The organism is Burkholderia sp. BCC1996 (assembly GCF_905339955.1).
Classification (GTDB): domain Bacteria; phylum Pseudomonadota; class Gammaproteobacteria; order Burkholderiales; family Burkholderiaceae; genus Burkholderia.
Map to the genome: position 1 here is coordinate 150,623 of NZ_CAJPHM010000015.1, position 15,658 is coordinate 166,280.

The following is a 15,658-nucleotide window of genomic DNA, read 5'->3' on the forward strand; positions in this document are numbered from 1 at the left end:
AACTCCAATCCGATGAAACTCTCCGTCTCCCTACCGCAGCCGCGGGCCGTCGGCGTCGCGCCCGTCCGCAGGCGTTGCCTGCGTCACCCGCGCTCGGCACTGCTGCTCGTTCCGATGCTCGCGCTGTTGACGCTGTTCTGCCTCGCGCCGATGGGCTGGGTGTTGGTGCACAGCGTCGCGGGCGAACACGGCCTGTCGCTCGACAACTTCCGGACGATCGCCGGCTCGCCGTTCTATCGTCAGGCGTTCGGCAACAGCCTGAGCATCTCGTTCTACTCGAGCGTGCTGGCGCTGCTGATCACGCTGCCGGGCGCGGCGTCGCTGCGTCGCGTGGACGGTCGCTTCAGGAATGCGGTGATCGCGCTGACCAACATGACCGGCAATCTGTCCGGCGTGCCGCTCGCATTCGCGTTCGTCATCCTGATCGGCACCAATGGCGCACTCACGCTGCTGCTGCGCGAATGGGGCTGGTTGCAGGACTTCCGTCTGTATTCGCGCGACGGGCTGATCCTGCTGTACACGTACTTCCAGTTGCCGCTTGGCCTGCTGCTGTTCTATCCGGCGCTCGATGCGCTCGACGACCACTGGCAGGAGGCAGCGGCGCTGCTCGGCGCTGGGCATTGGGCGTACTGGCGGCACGTCGCGTTGCCGGTGCTCGCGCCAGCACTGCTCGGCACGTTCATCCTGCTGCTCGCGAACGCGATGGGCGCGTATGCGACTGCTTTCGCGCTGACGTCGGGCAACTTCAATCTGGTGACCGTACGGATCGCGAGTCTCGTGTCCGGCAACATCGACCTGCAGCCGGACCTTGCCGCCGCGCTGTCGGTGCTGCTCGTGGGACTGCTCGCGCTGGTCGCTGCCGTCAACCAGTGGCTGCTGAAGAGGACTTACCATGCGCGCTGACCGCTTCCATCGCTTCGTCGTCGGTGGGCTGAGCGTGCTGCTCGTCGCGCCCGTCGCGGCGACGTTGCTCTACTCGCTCTCACGGCGCTGGGAAGCGACGATCCTGCCAGAGGGGCTGACGCTCGACTGGTATGCGCGGCTCTGGCACGACGCACGCTTCGTGGCCGCGTTCGGCCATTCGCTGTTGCTGTGCGCCGGCACGCTGCTGCTCGCGACGAGCGTGATCGTGCCGGCCGCGTTCGTCGTCTGCTACCGCTTTCCGCGGCTCGATCGCTGGATGAACGTGCTGATCCTGATCCCGTTCTCGATGCCGCCGGTGGTCGCGTCGGTCGGGCTGCTGCAGCTGTTCGCCGCCGGACCGCTGCCGCTCGTCGGCACGCCATGGATCCTGCTCGGCAGCTATTTCACGATCGCATTGCCGTTCGTCTATCGTGCGCTGGCCGACAGCCTGCGCGCGCTCGATGTGACAACCCTGATGGATGCGGCCTATCTGCTGGGCGCCGATACGCCGCAGGCGTTCGTCCGCGTCATCCTGCCGAATCTGCGCAAGGGCTTGATGGCATCGCTGTTGCTGACCTTCTCGCTGCTGCTCGGCGAATTCGTGTTTGCGAACATGCTCGCCGGCGCGCGCTACGAGACGTTGCAGGTCTATCTGTACGGCCTCAATGCCGGTAGCGGCCACCTGACGAGCGCGCTCGTGATGAGCTACTTCCTGTTTACTCTCGTGCTGACCGGGTTCGCGACCCGGTTCGGCCGCTCAGGCAAATAAAGAGGCTGTGTCATGTCTCATGTGGAAATCGACGGTCTGACCAAGCGCTTCGGCGCCACGACCATTTTCGAGGACATCCGGTTCGTCCTCCGCCAGGGCGAGTTCGTCACGCTGCTTGGTCCGAGCGGTTGCGGCAAGTCCACGCTGCTGCGCTGTCTTGCGGGCCTGACTGGCGTCGACGGCGGCTCCATTCGCGTCGACGGCCAGGACATCACGACGCTCGCGCCGCAACGGCGCGGCATCGGCATGGTGTTCCAGAACTACGCGCTGTTCCCGAACATGACCGTCGCGGGCAATATCGCGTTCGGCCTCAAGATGCAGAAGCGCACGGCCGACGACGTCGCGCGACGCGTCGGCGACGTGATTCGTCTCGTCGAGCTGACCGGCATGGAAGCGCGCTATCCGCACGAGCTGTCCGGCGGACAGCGTCAGCGCGTCGCGCTCGCGCGCGCACTGGTTGTGGAGCCGCGCATCCTGCTGCTCGACGAGCCGTTGTCGGCGCTCGACGCGCGCATTCGCCGTAGCCTGCGCGAGCAGATCCGCGACATCCAGCAACGTCTCGGCCTGACTACTGTGTTTGTCACGCACGACCAGGAGGAAGCGCTCACGCTGTCGGACCGGATCTTCGTGATGAATCGCGGACGCATCGTGCAGGAAGGGGCTGCCGAGACAATCTATACGGAGCCGGCAAGTGAGTTCGTCGCACGCTTCATGGGCAGCTACAACCTGCTGTCGCCAGTCGAAGCGGATCGGCTGTTCGGAATTGCGCTGACCGGACATCTGGCGATTCGCCCCGAATCGATCCAGCTGTGCGAACCGGACGCACGGCATCACGCACACCCGGACGCACCGGTGCCGGCCGTCATTCGCGGCCGCCAACTGCTCGGCAATATCGTCCGCTATGAAGTCGACGCCGACGGCGTGAGCCTGCGCGTCGACCACCTGAACCGCGGCGCCGACGATTTGCTGCCGACTGGCAGCGCGATCGGGGTGTCGATCGATCGCAGTCAGATGCGGGAGGTGCACTGAATGGCGCTCGCGATTTTCGACATGGACGACACGCTGATCGACGGCGACAGTTCGAACCTGTGGTTGCGATTCCAGGTCGAGCACGGTCTCGCGCCGGCCGACATGCTGCCGCACGAGGCGGCATTACTGCGCGACTACCATGCGGGCACGCTCGCGATGGAAGACTACATGGACTACACGCTCGCGCCGTTGCAGGGTCTCGCGCGCGACGAGGTCGGCGCGTGGATCGACCGCTTCATCGAAGAGGTGATCGTGCCGCGCGTGTTCCCCGAAGCCTGGAGCCGGCTTGCGCTGCATCGCGCGCGCGGCGACCGCGTGCTCGTCATTTCAGCGTCGGGCGAGCATCTGGTCGGACCGATTGCGCGGCGGCTCGGTGTCGCGGACGTGATCGCGATCCAGCTGGAAATGACCGACGGCGTGTACAGCGGCCGGACATGCGGCGTGCTCAGCTATCGCGAAGGCAAGGTTACGCGGCTGCGGGAGTGGCTCGCGCAGCACGGCGAGTCGCTCGATGGCAGCTACGGCTATAGCGATTCACTGAATGACATGCCACTGCTGCAGTCGGTGCGGCATCCGCACGTTGTGAATCCAGGCGACATGCTGCATGAGGAAGCGACCCGCAGACAATGGATGGAACTGAACTGGCGACGCGTATTGGCAGAATCTTGAGCACGCGAGACGTAGACCTTCCCGGACAAGCGCACGTCTGCTGCCGCGCAAGCGAGCAGACTATTTCCCCGCCGACAGATCCGGGAGAGACAGGAAATGAGGGCATTCGCCTCCAAGGAAGAGGCCGACTATCAAACTCAAACTCGACTACGTTGGCGTGTCGTTGCGAATACCGATCACGTAACGCGCATTGCGCGCCACGGACGGGTCTGGATCGGCGGCCAGCCGGGCAAGCAGGGCGGACGCCGCGCCATTGAATTCGGCGAGCGCCTGACAAACACGTACACGGGTCTGGACATCGGCTGGACCGTCCGAGATCGCTGCTTCAAAGCGCTCCACAATTTGCCTTGCGATCGCGGGGTCTTCCGCCAAATCGGCTAACGCATCGGCCGCCTCGACATCGTGAGTCCCGCCAAGAACCTGCTCGATCAGCAGGGGAATGGCGTCGCGTATCCCCCATCCGCCAAGCACCCGCGCAGCGCGATACCGCACGCGCTCCGCGGGGTCGAGGAGCGAGCCACGCAAGGTCTCCACCGCATCGGAACCGCCGAGTTTCGCCAGCGCGAGCACGGCCCGTTCGCGTACTGCCGGATCGGGCTGTTGAAGCGCCGCGCCAAGTACGCTGGCGCCGCTGCCTACGGTTCTTCCCAGCGCCCAGTGCAGCGCACCTGCGACATTCGGCTCCTGTTCCTGGAGCAGTGCGTGGGCGATGAGTGCTGCAAGCGGGGCATCGCTGGACGCGGCGTCGAACGCAGCACGCTGTCTCTCAGGCGCATGCGTCGACTCCAGTCCTTTCAACAGATGCACGACCTCAAGCACTGCTGACCAATCATCGGGAGAGGTGGCGGACACAGAAGTCAGCCGGCAAAGCAACGCTTGCTCTGCGGCCAGCCGCTCGCGGCTGCGAACCATCAGCGCGTCAATGAGCATATCGGGGTGAGGCGCCTGTTGGCTGAGCGCCTGACGCACCTCGGCCAGCCCAAGGCCCAGCGAACGCAGGCTCTCCACCTGGAACAGGCGCAAGGCATCGGCTTGCGAATACTCGCGGTATCCCGCTTCCGTACGTCCCGATGGGCTGACCAGTCCGATCGCGTCGTAGTGCCGCAGCATGCGCGCGCTGACGCCGGAACGATTGGCCAACTCGCTGATGCGCATCACTTGTCTCCGGTGTCATCTGGTTCACGCCGCCTCGTGTCTCGGCCTTGGCTCCCATCGAGCCTCGAAGATTCTAACAAACCGCCAACGGCTTCCATCACCTCGGCCAACACGTGGCTCATCACATCGATCGCCGTCAACCCGCCTATTCATCGGCGTAGGGCAACGGTGCACTTGCGCGCCACGCATCGGCTGGATCGAGCACAAACGCACTCTCCGGGTCCGCGATGAGCCTGAGGCTCGCGCAGGCATGAACGCGAACCGCCGGGTCCGTGTGTCGGGCCGCCGCCGCATCGAGCGGGGCAATGGCGTCGTCTCCAAGCATGAGCAAGGCCCGGCTCAGACTGCGCTTGAGGTCCTTGTCGCCGCGGCCCAGCTCGCGAACCAGTTCGCGTGCCAAGGCGGCTCGTTGCCAGGTCGGCACCAGCCCCGCCGCGGTGCGCCACGCAGTTCGTGCCACCTCAGGATCGGGGTCATGTAGATGCCCGCTCGTGATCGCTGACCAGGTTGCGGGGTCGCCGATCTTCGAGAGCGTATGCAGCGCCTGGCTACGCGCTTGCGCCAACGGCGAGCGCAGCTCGTCAAGCAGCAATGGCAAGGTCAGATCCTGCGCATGCCGGGTGAGCGCCCAGGTGAGCATGTCGCGAACGAAGAAATCCGGTTCGACACCGCAACGCTTCACCAGTAGCGTGATCTGGCCTGGATCGGGAGCCGTGCCGGCACCAAGCGCAGCCGCAAGACGGAGCGAAGCGTCCGGATGCTCGAGTGCCGTGGTCAGTGCGTGACGGGAAGTCGGGGGATAGTGAAGGGTCATGAACGCCTCCTCGCCCGACAGTGGACGCCTTGTCACTGTGACAAGGTCAAGCGTTTTCGGGCGAGGGGCGAATTGCACGCCCAGGCAGCCGTTCGTGGGGCCGATCATCGCTTCCTCCGCGGGTGACGGGCGGCCAGTTCCGGTCACTCGACAGTGCGGCCGGATTTGATGACAATCTGAGCAGTGCTGCTCGTTTAGGCTGCGTAGATCCGCGATGAATCTCAATGAAAGATTAGTCGAAATAGCCCGACAGTCATCTTGGTGTCTGTCGGCGCTGTCGGCGGCACGTGCAATGGGCCTGAAATCCTGGTGCATTGGCGCAGGGGCCATTCGCAATTTGGTCTGGGACTCGCTCCATGGATATGTGACTCCGACACGCCTAGCCGACGTCGATTTAGCCTACTTCGACCCGTCCGACTTGTCGTCGATTCGCGATGCCGAAATCCAGCGCAGCCTCACCGCGCAGTGTCCCGAAATTCCGTGGGAGGTCACGAATCAGGCCGCTGTTCATCTCTGGTTCGAGAGCGCCTTTGGGCATCCGGTGCCCCCCTTCAGTTCACTGGCCGAAGCCATTGCGTCCTGGCCGGAGTACACGACGACGGTAGGACTGACTTTGCTCCGTGACGGGACAATTGATGCCTGCGCGCCATACGGGCTCGACGACCTCTTTTCCATGGTGGTACGACGCAATCCAGCGCGTGTCAGCATTGATACCTATCTTCAGCGAATCCAGCAGAAAAGATACAAGGACCGCTGGCCCCGTGTGACCATCATCATTTAGAGATGCCGCAGGCAGCCAAGGGGCGAGTTACCGACGGAAGTCGACCATAGATGGTCAATCGACGCGAGAGGATTCCCGAATGCTCACAACAGCGTTCGTCGTTGAGGTTCCCGCAGCCGAGTCAACAGTAGCGGACCTTCGGAGCCGGTTTGATGCTACCTCTGACTTGGGCGTGCCGGCGCATATCACGGTCCTGTTTCCCTTCATGCCGCCTGACGAAATTACGCCCGATGTCCTTCATCAGGCACAAAGCGCGCTGAGTAACGTGCGGCCGTTCGAATTTTCGTTGAGGAAGGTCGAGCGGTTTGCGGTCACGACTTATCTTGCTCCCGATCCGCCAGAACCGTTTGTCGCCTTGACGACTGCGCTGGTCGAGCGATTCCCCATGTTTCGCCCCTATGGGGGCGCACACGATGGCATCGTCCCACATCTGACTGTCGCACACGGCGATGCCGTGACAGCACATTTGGCTGCCGTCGAGCTCGAACATCGTCTGTCTGCGCGGGAGGCGATTCGAACGTGCTGTAGCGCTGTCGCTCTGCTGGGGAACTCGTCGGGCCGCTGGAGGAAGATGCATGTGATTGATCTTCCAAACGTCTACGTGTAGTGACGATCGACCGCAGTCCGGTCTGGACTGTTCCATGGGACTATGCGTCTGGCCCATCTGAAGCGAATGGCTGCTTTGTAGAAAGCTGACCGTCCGCTTCAGGTCGATCACCACCATTGGCGACGAACGGTCGTATTATCCGAGACCCAATCTGACGTTGACCCACCAGTCAGATCCCGGCCTATACACCCGATGCTACCGATGGCGTCTCTTCCAGTCGAACGATGGAAGCTCGATACGACTGGCGACAGACCCGTTCCAGCACGTTTCGAACCCGGCCCGCGCAAGCGTTTCCGCGACCTGGCGGCCTACTACCGCACCGCGCGCGTCGTCGCCGGCGAGGTCGCCGAAGGCGAGCGTGAGGCCGTGTCCATCCAGCGCTCTTTCGACATCCTGTCCGTGATAAAAGCAGTACCCGTGATAGCGCCCTTGCGGCGCGTCCTGCACGGCTTCCGAAACGTCCGAGTGGCCATCCGACATCGTGTATCCGGCGTTCGACAGCGCGCAGATGCCGTCGTCGTCCAGTTCATCGAACACGCGATCCAGCCGATCGCAATCCGTCTCCCGAGGCCAGGACCGTTCTGCCGCAGCCTTGCGCTCGAATTCCGACTCGATGAAACCTTCCAGCCGATCTGCGTCGCAGTCCGGCTCCAGGATGTCCTCCATCATTTCCCGGACATCATCGGGGTCGTTAAAGCCTGACCAGACCCATTTGGTGATGCACTCCATCACGTATTTTTCGGTGTCCGTCACGTCATGGTCTCCAGGTGGCGTCGTTGATCTTCAACGCCGCTGCCGGCCGTTACCCGCCAGCGACAGTCCTGCTCGACAGTTCGCACCGGCGTATTGAAACCGTGTCGAGCGACGAACGTCCCTCCGGAAAACGGTTCGGCGTCTCGACGGGCGCCAGCGGCGCCGCCCGTTTTCGCGAGCACTAGCACCAGCACAAGCGTGCGCGATGCGCAGCGTCCAGCGCCACCATGTCGAATGCGCTTTCTCCAGCTACCGGTGCTCATCGTCGCGCCACCGTTTCAGCGGAGGGCAGGATCGATTTCGGCACTGCTCAATCCGAATCCCGCCATGCGCGCGCGATGCTCCGGCGAGCCCAGATACGCGCGCAGCTGCCGGTTGACCGCATCGAGCAACGCGCTGTTTTGTCGATTGAACGAGAAGGCACCCAACGGCGGCAGGTGGTGTAACCGGTCCGCTACCGGTTCATGCGCGACGGCCTCGAGCAATGCGCCGCCCATCCGTTTCGCCACGATCCGAAGTCCGAGCGCAGTACTCGCGTACGCGTCGACCGCGCCGGCGCGCACCGCGTCGATCGCATCGGCTTGCCGGTCGAACAGGGTGATCTGATGCTCGCTCACGCCCGCGGCTTTCGCCGAGTCGTGCTGTACCTGTCCGGTAATGATGCCAAGACGTGCATCGGGACGCGCGGCAAGCGACGCATAGCCGGTCAGTTGCTTCGGGTTTCCGGCACGAACGAGAAAGCCGTCCGCGATTCCCCACACGGGTACGCTGAACGCGACCATGGCGGCGCGTTCCGGCGTAACGAAGAGCGGAACGTTCATGTCCCAGCGGCCTGCGGCGACACCGGGCAGCAGTTCACTGAATGTCGTCAGGTGAGGTTCGATCCGCGTGACACCGATCGCCCGAAGGATCTCGCCGGCAAGATCGAGGTCGGCACCGGTTGCCGTGCCGTCCGGTTCCGTCCATCCAAATGGCGGTTCGTCGAGGTATGCAATCGTTACCTTCATCGCGTCTTCTCGCGAGCAGGGACGGCCGCCGAATCGGCAGCCGATTGCCGACGATTCTAATACTTCGCTCGCAGGACAGGGCCGGCCGCAGCCGGCCCCATCATGCGACTACCTGGGCCGCACTCAACCCGCCACGTTCCGATTCGCTTCGATCACGGTCAACGCCGTCATGTTCACGATCCGTCGCACGGTCGCGCTCGACGTGAGGATGTTCACCGGCGCATTGACCCCCAGCAGGAACGGCCCGACCGCGACGTTGCTGCCGGCTTCCGTCTTGAGCAGGTTGTAAGCGATGTTCCCTGCATCGACGTTCGGGCACACGAGCAGGTTCGCCGCGCCCTTCAGTGGCGACATCGGCAGCAGCCGCGCACGCAGCGCCTCATCGAGCGCGCAGTCGCCATGCATCTCGCCATCGGCTTCGATATCCGGCGCGTGCGCGCGGATGATCTCGAGCGCCTTGCGCATCTTCACGCCCGACGCCGCGCTGCCCGACCCGAAGTTCGACCGCGACAGCAGCGCAGCCTTCGGCGTGAGGTTCAGCCATTCCATCTGCCGCGCGGCCGCGATCGTGAATTCCGCGATCTGCTCCGCATACGGGTTGTCGTTCACGTGCGTATCCACGAGCGCGACCGTCCGCTGATTGAGCAGCAGGATGTTCATCGCCGCGTAGGTCGATGCATCGGGCTTCTTGCCGATCACTTCATCGACGAAGCGCAGGTGATTGTGATACTCGCCGACCGTCCCGCAGATCATCCCGTCCGCATCGCCGAGCCGCACCATCATCGCGCCGATCAATGTCAGGCGCCGGCGCATTTCGACGCGCGCCATTTCCTTCGAGATGCCGTCGCGGCAGCGCAGTTCCCAATACGTGGTCCAGTATTGCGGGAAGCGCTCGTCGTATTCCGGATTGGTCACCTCGACGTCCTGACCGAGACGCAGGCGCAGGCCGAACCGCTCGATCCGCGCGAGCAGCACCTCCGGACGGCCGACCAGGATCGGGCGCGCGAGCTTCTCGTCGACGATCACCTGCACCGCGCGGAGCACACGCTCGTCCTCGCCTTCGGTGAACACGATGCGTGCCTTGCCGCCGTCGCGCACGAGCTGGCGCGCGGTCGCGAACAGCGGCTTCATGAACGCGCCCGAGTGGTAGACGAACTGCTGCAGCTGCTCGACATACGCGTCGAGATCCGCGAGCGGGCGCGTCGCCACGCCGCCTTCGATCGCCGCTTTGGCGACGGCCGGTGCGATACGCACGATCAGGCGCGGATCGAACGGCTTCGGAATCAGGTATTGCGGACCGAACGACACTTCGTCGCCGCCGTAGGCCGCCGCGACGATATCGTTCTGCTCTTCCTGCGCGAGGCCGGCGATCGCGTGAACCGCGGCGATTTCCATTTCGCGGGTGATCGTCGTCGCGCCCACATCCAGCGCGCCGCGGAAGATGTACGGGAAGCAGAGAACGTTATTGACCTGATTCGGGAAATCCGAGCGGCCGGTCGCGATCACGACGTCGTCGCGCGTCGCGTGCGCGAGTTCCGGGAAGATCTCCGGCGTCGGGTTGGCGAGCGCGAGAATCAGCGGCCGCGCGGCCATCGCCTTCAGCATCTCCGGCTTCAGGATGCCGCCGACCGACAACCCGAGGAACACGTCCGCGTCGCCGATCACTTCGGACAGCGTGCGCGCATCGGTTTCCTGCGCGAAGCGTTCCTTGGCCGGATCCATCAGCGTGGTGCGGCCGCGATAGACGACGCCTTCGATATCCGTCGCCCAGATGTTCGCGACCGGCAGCCCGAGGTCGACGAGCAGGTCCAGGCAGGCCAGCGCCGCCGCGCCGGCACCGGACGTCACGACCTTCACTTCCTTGATCGACTTCCCGACCACCTTCAGCCCGTTGATGAACGCGGCGGCGACGGTGATCGCGGTGCCGTGCTGGTCGTCGTGAAAGACGGGAATCTTCATGCGCTCGCGCAGCTTGCGCTCGACGGTGAAGCACTCCGGCGCCTTGATGTCCTCGAGGTTGATCCCGCCGAAGGTAGGCTCGAGGCCGGCGATGATGTCGACGAGCTTGTCCGGGTCGGTCTCGTTGATCTCGATGTCGAACACGTCGATCCCCGCGAACTTCTTGAACAGCACGGCCTTGCCTTCCATGACCGGCTTGGACGCGAGCGCGCCGATGTTGCCCAGACCCAGCACGGCGGTGCCGTTGGTGATGACGCCCACCAGATTCCCGCGGCTCGTGAAGCGGTGCGCGTTCAGCGGCTCGGCGGCGATCGACTCGCAGACGCTGGCGACGCCGGGCGTGTAGGCGAGCGCGAGATCGCGCTGCGTCACGAGCGGCTTGCTGGCGACGACGGAGATCTTCCCCGGGGTCGGAAACTCGTGATAGTCGTACGCGGCCTGCTGCTGGGTCTCTGTCTGTTTCATGTTGTCGGGTCCGGGCGTGCGCGTCAGGCCAGTCCCGACGCGATCCATGGAGGTGATTCTAGGGATCGGCCATAAGGAGATGATTCTGTTTTAATATCGCTCCATCACTTTTTCATGATGGTGTGGCGGTACGGCAATGACATTCGACGCGAACGACGTGGTCAGGCGGCTTGGCGCGCGCCTGAAGATGCGGCACCTGATGCTGTTGCTGCAGATCCAGCAGCACGGGTCGCTGACGCGCGTCGCGGAGCACATGGCCAGCAGCCAGCCCGCCGTGACGAATGCGCTGTCCGAGCTGGAAAGCATGTTCGGCACGCCGCTGTTCGAGCGCTCGTCGCGCGGGATGCGGCCGACCGCACTCGGTTCGGTCGTGCTCGAGCGCGCGAAGGCGATGCTGAAGGATCTCGACCATCTCGCCCGCGAGATGGAGGCGGTCGCCGCCGGCCATGCGGCGCACCTGCATATCGGCGTGATTCCGTTTATTTCGGGCCAGATGCTGTCGGCGGCGCTCAAGCGCCTGCAGTCCCGGATGGAACGGCGCCTGACCGTGACGATCCACGAGGGCACCAGCGATCAGCTGCTGTTGCAGCTCAAGGATCACAGCGTCGATCTCGTGATCGGGCGCGCATCGTCGGCGATCGATCTGGGGCAGGTCTCCTTCGAAGTCCTGTACCAGCAGCAGCCGCGGATGATCGCGAGCCGGCGGCTCGCCGCGAAACTGGCCCGCACGAAGCTCGACTGGGAGAAGCTGCACGCGCTGGACTGGATTCTCGGCGCGCCCCACACGCCGATGCGGGAGCAGGTGACCGACCTGTTCCTGTCGGCGGGCATCGCGCCGCCGGTGCCGATCGTCGAAAGCTACTCGTCGAAGCTGATCGGCGAAATGATCGCGTCGAGCGACGACGCGGTGTCGATCGTGCCGGCCGATATCGCGGAAGAAATGGTGCGCATCGCCGGCGTGGCGATCGTGCCTTACTCGCTGGTCTGGACGCTGCCGCCCATCGCGCTGTTTACCCGCGCCGCCGAATCGCATGCGCCGACGCGGGATGTGCTCGTCCAGGCGCTGCGCGAGATCTGCAGGGAAACCTACGTCGAAACGCCGCGATAAGCGTTCGGTTGCCGGCCGGTACGTGCGCGGCCGGCAACCGCGTCATTCCCGCTTTTCATCGTCCGCCGATTCACATGGCGTGCTGCGGCGGGCGTGTTGCAATTGCATGGATCGTCATCGTCAACTGCGTCGTCAACCATCACTGGATCGTCACGGCGCATGGCCGGCAACAGAGGCGGCAAGTCCGATGCTGGCACGACTCGATTTCGTCATCAAGAAACGAGCGGCATGGGTGAATTTCCAAATAGTGGTTGTTCATCGAGCGGTGCTTGTCCTACCCTCATAATCGGTCCGCAAGGGAAGGCTCGCGGCGGCCGCGTACCGTATCGATTCCATCGTCTTTGTCGCTTGTTCCGTCGCAGTTCGGCGGATTATCAACGTCAGACGCGTGCATGTCGATTCGTATGGTGTGCGTTGCACCATCGCTGCCGTGATGGCATGGGTTGCCGGCCAACGCATCGGACGGTCGAGACGTGGAGGAGGCGGGCTTGATTTTGCGACTCATATTCAAACATTTCGCAGGGCTGATCGTGGCCGCCGCACCGGCGGCCGCGTTCGCGCAGACGAGCGTGACGCTGTACGGCCGGATCGACGGCGGCGTCGAATACCTGAACCACATCGCGACGCCCAGCGGCAGCTCGACGCGCTGGAGCGCGGAAGGCGGCGACTGGGGCACCAGCATGTTCGGCCTGAAGGGCTTCGAGGATCTCGGCGGCGGGATGTCGACGGTCTTCAACCTCGAAACCGCGTTCCAGGTGATGAACGGCACGACGGGCGGCGGACGCATGTGGTCGCGCCGCGCGTATGTCGGCTTGAAGAGCGACACGTGGGGCCAGCTGCAGGCCGGCCGCAACCTGTTCATCGACAGCGACGGCGTGTGGGAATTCGATCCGTTCGTGCAGCAGGCGTTTTCGTCCGCATCGCTCGTGCGCGGCCGCAACTGGCAGCAGAGCAGCAACAACGTCGAATATCACAGCCCGGTGATCGGCGGCTTCGACGTGCAGGCGCAGTATGCGTTCGGCAACCAGTCGCGCGGCTTCAACTACGGCGCGGCCGACGACTTCGGCCGCTCGGACGGGATCATGATCTCGTATCACTCACCAATGCTCGACGTGCGCGGCCTCTACGACGAGCTGCGCGACAACAACGGCAAGTTCAGCAACATCTTCACCGCGTCGCGCGAGTATTTCGTCGGCGCGAACGTGAAGGTGTCGAAGTTCAAGATCCAGGGCGCGTATACGCACTACCAGGCGCCGGACAGCCCGGCGGGCGTCGCCGATCGCGCCGATCACTACTGGCTCGGCGCGACCTACACGGCCACGCCGCAGTGGGCGGTGACGGGCGGCGGGTATTACGTGAAGGTCGGCGACGGCGGCGGCGACGCGTCGCACGATCCGTCGGGCCACGCGATCATGTACGTGCTCGGCACGACGTACAACCTGTCGAAGCGCACGTTCCTGTACGGCACCGTCGCGTACGTGCGCAACGGCGGGAATTCGAACTTCTCGCTGCTCGCGTCGCCGCGCGATGCGACGTCGGGCACGAGCCCGATGACTGGCGAGTCGCAGACGGGCGCGTATGTGGGGATGATGCATACGTTCTGAGCGGCGGATCTGCCGGTGCATCGGCTTCAGGGTTCGCGCGTCGTCACGCGCTGTCGTCACGGGCGCGCATGTTTCATCGGCGCGTGTGGTGGTTTCATGCAGTGGTCCTATGTTTCGCGCTTCGCAACCGAACTTTGGGTATCGATATTCACGCTGCGTCAAATGATTCATCCCGGCCATGTCGACCTTTTCCCCGCTTTTGAAAGCACGCGCAGGTTGGGTATCGCCAGGCGTGCCGGTCGCTTCCTGTCGCCCCGGCGCGCCAGTTTTTTTCACCGCGGCCGTTTCGGTTCGGCCGGTCATCAGTCACTCTTCTCTCGGTAAGGTGATGTCATGAAAACATCCAACAAGCAGCATGCCGGACTTGCCTCGTGGCGCCGGCGTACGCCGGCCATGATCGGCACGCTTGCCCTGTTCGGCATGATCGCAAGCGGCCCGGGTGCGGCGGCAGACTGGGTCTTTGCCGGGCAGGGTGTCGACAACACGCGCACCGCGCCGGACGAGCACGTCATCGGCGTCGACAACGTCTCGCAGCTTGCGCCGCGCTGGACGCTGGATACCGACGGCAACGTGTCGGCCACGCCGACCGTCGCCAACGGCACCGTGTATGTGCCGGACTTCGGCGGCTCGCTGTGGGCGGTCGACGCGGCCAGTGGCAAGGTGAAGTGGAAGAAGAAGATCACCGAATACAGCGGTATCGACAACGATGCGTCGCGCACCAGCCCGGCCTACTGGGAAGGTACGCTGATCTTCGGGCAGGGCACCCAGGTTGCGAACAACCCGACCGGCGCGTTCGTGCTGGCAGCGAAGGCAGACGATGGCGCGCCGCTGTGGCGGACCAAGGTGGATTCGGATCCGACCGCGATCATTACCCAATCGCCGATCGTCGATCGCGGCGTGGTGTATGTCGGCCTCTCGTCGCGTGCCGAGGCGCTCAAGGACAAGCCGACCTATCGCGGCGCGGTGGTCGCCCTCGACGCCAAGACCGGCAAGATGCTGTGGAAGACCTATATGGTGCCGAAGGGATATACCGGCGGCTCGGTGTGGGGCAACACGGCTGCGGTCGATCATGAAACCGGCCTGCTCTACGTGACCACGGGCAACAACTTCTCGGTCCCGCCGGGTCACTGCCGTTACCCGACCCAGAAGAACTGCAAACCCGATACGCCGGCCAACATGATCGACAGCTTCGTCGCGCTCGACCTCAAGACCGGCAGGATCGTCTGGCATAGCCGCACGTTGGCGGCCGACATGTCGACCAACTACGACCACGACGACGGCCCGGACTACGATTTCGGCTCGGGGCCCAACCTGTTCAAGGCGACCATCAACGGGAAGGAGAGGACGTTGGTGGGCGCAGGCGCGAAGAGCGGCGTGTACTGGGCGCTCGATCCCAAGACCGGCAAGGTGGTCTGGCAGACGCAGGTCGGCCCGGGCAGCCTGCTGGGCGGCATGCTGTGGGGGACGGCCGCCGACGGCAAGCGCATCTACGTTTCGATCGGCAACCTGGACGGCAAATCGATCGACGTCGACAACGGTCCGAACGGCCAGAAGACGACCAAGGGCGGCATCTGGGCGGCGGTCGACGCCGCCACCGGCAAGGTGCTGTGGCGCACGGCCGACCCGCAGGGCAAGATGGACACGGTGGCGATGTCGGCCGCAAACGGGGTCGTCTATGCCGGCTCGTTGGCCGGGACGGGCGCGAGCATGTATGCGCTCGATGCGGCGACGGGCGAGATCAAGTGGAGCTACGAGAACAACGGCGCGGTGGTGTCGGGCGCTGCCATCGTCGACGGGTCGGTGTACTGGGGGGCGGGCTACCACACCAAGGTGCTCGGTCTGCCGTACGACGGCACGAGTCACAAGCTCTACGCGTTCGGTCTTGCCGCCAAGCAATAAGCGCAACGCAGATACCGGCGTACGCGGATGACGGGCTGCTCGTGCGCCGGCGCAAGCCCGGGCAGGCCGATGAAGAGGCGCAACGCTGGACACCGGGGCGCGCGCTGCGCTCCGGACCCTGTTCCAGTCTTGCGGG

General features: G+C 64.4%; 15 protein-coding genes. 10 read left to right on the top strand and 5 right to left on the bottom strand.

The genetic code is table 11. The annotated features are described in order from the left end of the window. Window positions 1-12 precede the first annotated feature (12 nt). The 4 genes from U4Z64_RS22390 to U4Z64_RS22405 are packed head-to-tail and all read left to right on the top strand — an operon-like array spanning window position 13 to window position 3,370. Entirely contained in the window at window positions 13-903 is an 891-nt protein-coding gene (locus U4Z64_RS22390) for an ABC transporter permease (protein ID WP_321809440.1), read from the top strand. Further along, the gene (locus U4Z64_RS22395) at window positions 893-1,672 is read left to right on the top strand and encodes an ABC transporter permease (RefSeq protein WP_321809441.1); all 780 of its coding nucleotides are present in this window, start codon (window positions 893-895) and stop codon (window positions 1,670-1,672) included. The genes U4Z64_RS22390 and U4Z64_RS22395 overlap by 11 nt, the downstream gene beginning before the upstream one ends. A 12-nt stretch (window positions 1,673-1,684) precedes the next feature. Then, a complete protein-coding gene (locus U4Z64_RS22400; protein WP_321809442.1) occupies window positions 1,685-2,701 on the top strand; it encodes an ABC transporter ATP-binding protein in 1,017 nt (338 codons plus the stop codon). Further along, window positions 2,702-3,370: an HAD family hydrolase gene (locus tag U4Z64_RS22405; RefSeq protein ID WP_321821112.1), complete on the top strand. Its 669-nt coding sequence runs from the start codon at window positions 2,702-2,704 to the stop codon at window positions 3,368-3,370. It abuts the gene before it with no gap. A gap of 147 nt (window positions 3,371-3,517) precedes the next feature. Here the strand turns inward: U4Z64_RS22405 and U4Z64_RS22410 are convergent, their stop codons facing one another. Together U4Z64_RS22410 and U4Z64_RS22415 are read right to left on the bottom strand one after the other, a co-directional pair. Beyond that, entirely contained in the window at window positions 3,518-4,525 is a 1,008-nt protein-coding gene (locus U4Z64_RS22410; protein ID WP_321821113.1) for a HEAT repeat domain-containing protein, read from the bottom strand. A 145-nt stretch (window positions 4,526-4,670) separates the two neighbouring features. Further along, window positions 4,671-5,339 carry a hypothetical protein gene (locus tag U4Z64_RS22415; RefSeq protein WP_321821114.1) on the bottom strand — a complete coding sequence of 223 codons (669 nt, stop codon included), beginning with the start codon at window positions 5,337-5,339 and terminating at the stop codon, window positions 4,671-4,673. Window positions 5,340-5,553: 214 nt separating this feature from the next. On the opposite strand from U4Z64_RS22415, the gene U4Z64_RS22420 reads away from it, so the two are divergent. After that, a complete protein-coding gene (locus tag U4Z64_RS22420; protein WP_321821115.1) occupies window positions 5,554-6,120 on the top strand; it encodes a nucleotidyltransferase family protein in 567 nt (188 codons plus the stop codon). Between the two features lie 79 nt (window positions 6,121-6,199). Beyond that, window positions 6,200-6,727, top strand: coding sequence for a 2'-5' RNA ligase family protein (locus U4Z64_RS22425; RefSeq protein ID WP_321821116.1), 528 nt, complete (start codon window positions 6,200-6,202; stop codon window positions 6,725-6,727). A 195-nt stretch (window positions 6,728-6,922) separates the two neighbouring features. Here the strand turns inward: U4Z64_RS22425 and U4Z64_RS22430 are convergent, their stop codons facing one another. Beyond that, a complete protein-coding gene (locus U4Z64_RS22430; protein WP_321821117.1) occupies window positions 6,923-7,480 on the bottom strand; it encodes a DUF6891 domain-containing protein in 558 nt (185 codons plus the stop codon). A 23-nt stretch (window positions 7,481-7,503) separates the two neighbouring features. Between U4Z64_RS22430 and U4Z64_RS22435 the strand changes: the two genes are divergently transcribed. Next, a complete protein-coding gene (locus U4Z64_RS22435) occupies window positions 7,504-7,665 on the top strand; it encodes a hypothetical protein (protein WP_321821118.1) in 162 nt (53 codons plus the stop codon). 93 nt (window positions 7,666-7,758) lie between these two features. Here the strand turns inward: U4Z64_RS22435 and U4Z64_RS22440 are convergent, their stop codons facing one another. After that, window positions 7,759-8,487, bottom strand: a complete 729-nt coding sequence (locus tag U4Z64_RS22440) for a transporter substrate-binding domain-containing protein (RefSeq protein ID WP_321821119.1) — start codon at window positions 8,485-8,487, stop codon at window positions 7,759-7,761. 123 nt (window positions 8,488-8,610) lie between these two features. Continuing rightward, window positions 8,611-10,911, bottom strand: a complete 2,301-nt coding sequence (locus U4Z64_RS22445) for an NADP-dependent malic enzyme (protein ID WP_321821120.1) — start codon at window positions 10,909-10,911, stop codon at window positions 8,611-8,613. 136 nt (window positions 10,912-11,047) lie between these two features. On the opposite strand from U4Z64_RS22445, the gene U4Z64_RS22450 reads away from it, so the two are divergent. From U4Z64_RS22450 to U4Z64_RS22460, 3 genes are all read left to right on the top strand, one after another. Next, window positions 11,048-12,019 carry a LysR substrate-binding domain-containing protein gene (locus tag U4Z64_RS22450; protein ID WP_044847779.1) on the top strand — a complete coding sequence of 324 codons (972 nt, stop codon included), beginning with the start codon at window positions 11,048-11,050 and terminating at the stop codon, window positions 12,017-12,019. Window positions 12,020-12,513: 494 nt separating this feature from the next. Continuing rightward, window positions 12,514-13,623, top strand: coding sequence for a porin (locus tag U4Z64_RS22455; RefSeq protein ID WP_415750590.1), 1,110 nt, complete (start codon window positions 12,514-12,516; stop codon window positions 13,621-13,623). A 333-nt stretch (window positions 13,624-13,956) separates the two neighbouring features. Then, the gene (locus U4Z64_RS22460; RefSeq protein ID WP_321821122.1) at window positions 13,957-15,522 is read left to right on the top strand and encodes a PQQ-binding-like beta-propeller repeat protein; all 1,566 of its coding nucleotides are present in this window, start codon (window positions 13,957-13,959) and stop codon (window positions 15,520-15,522) included. The last annotated feature ends 136 nt before the right edge of the window (window positions 15,523-15,658 follow it).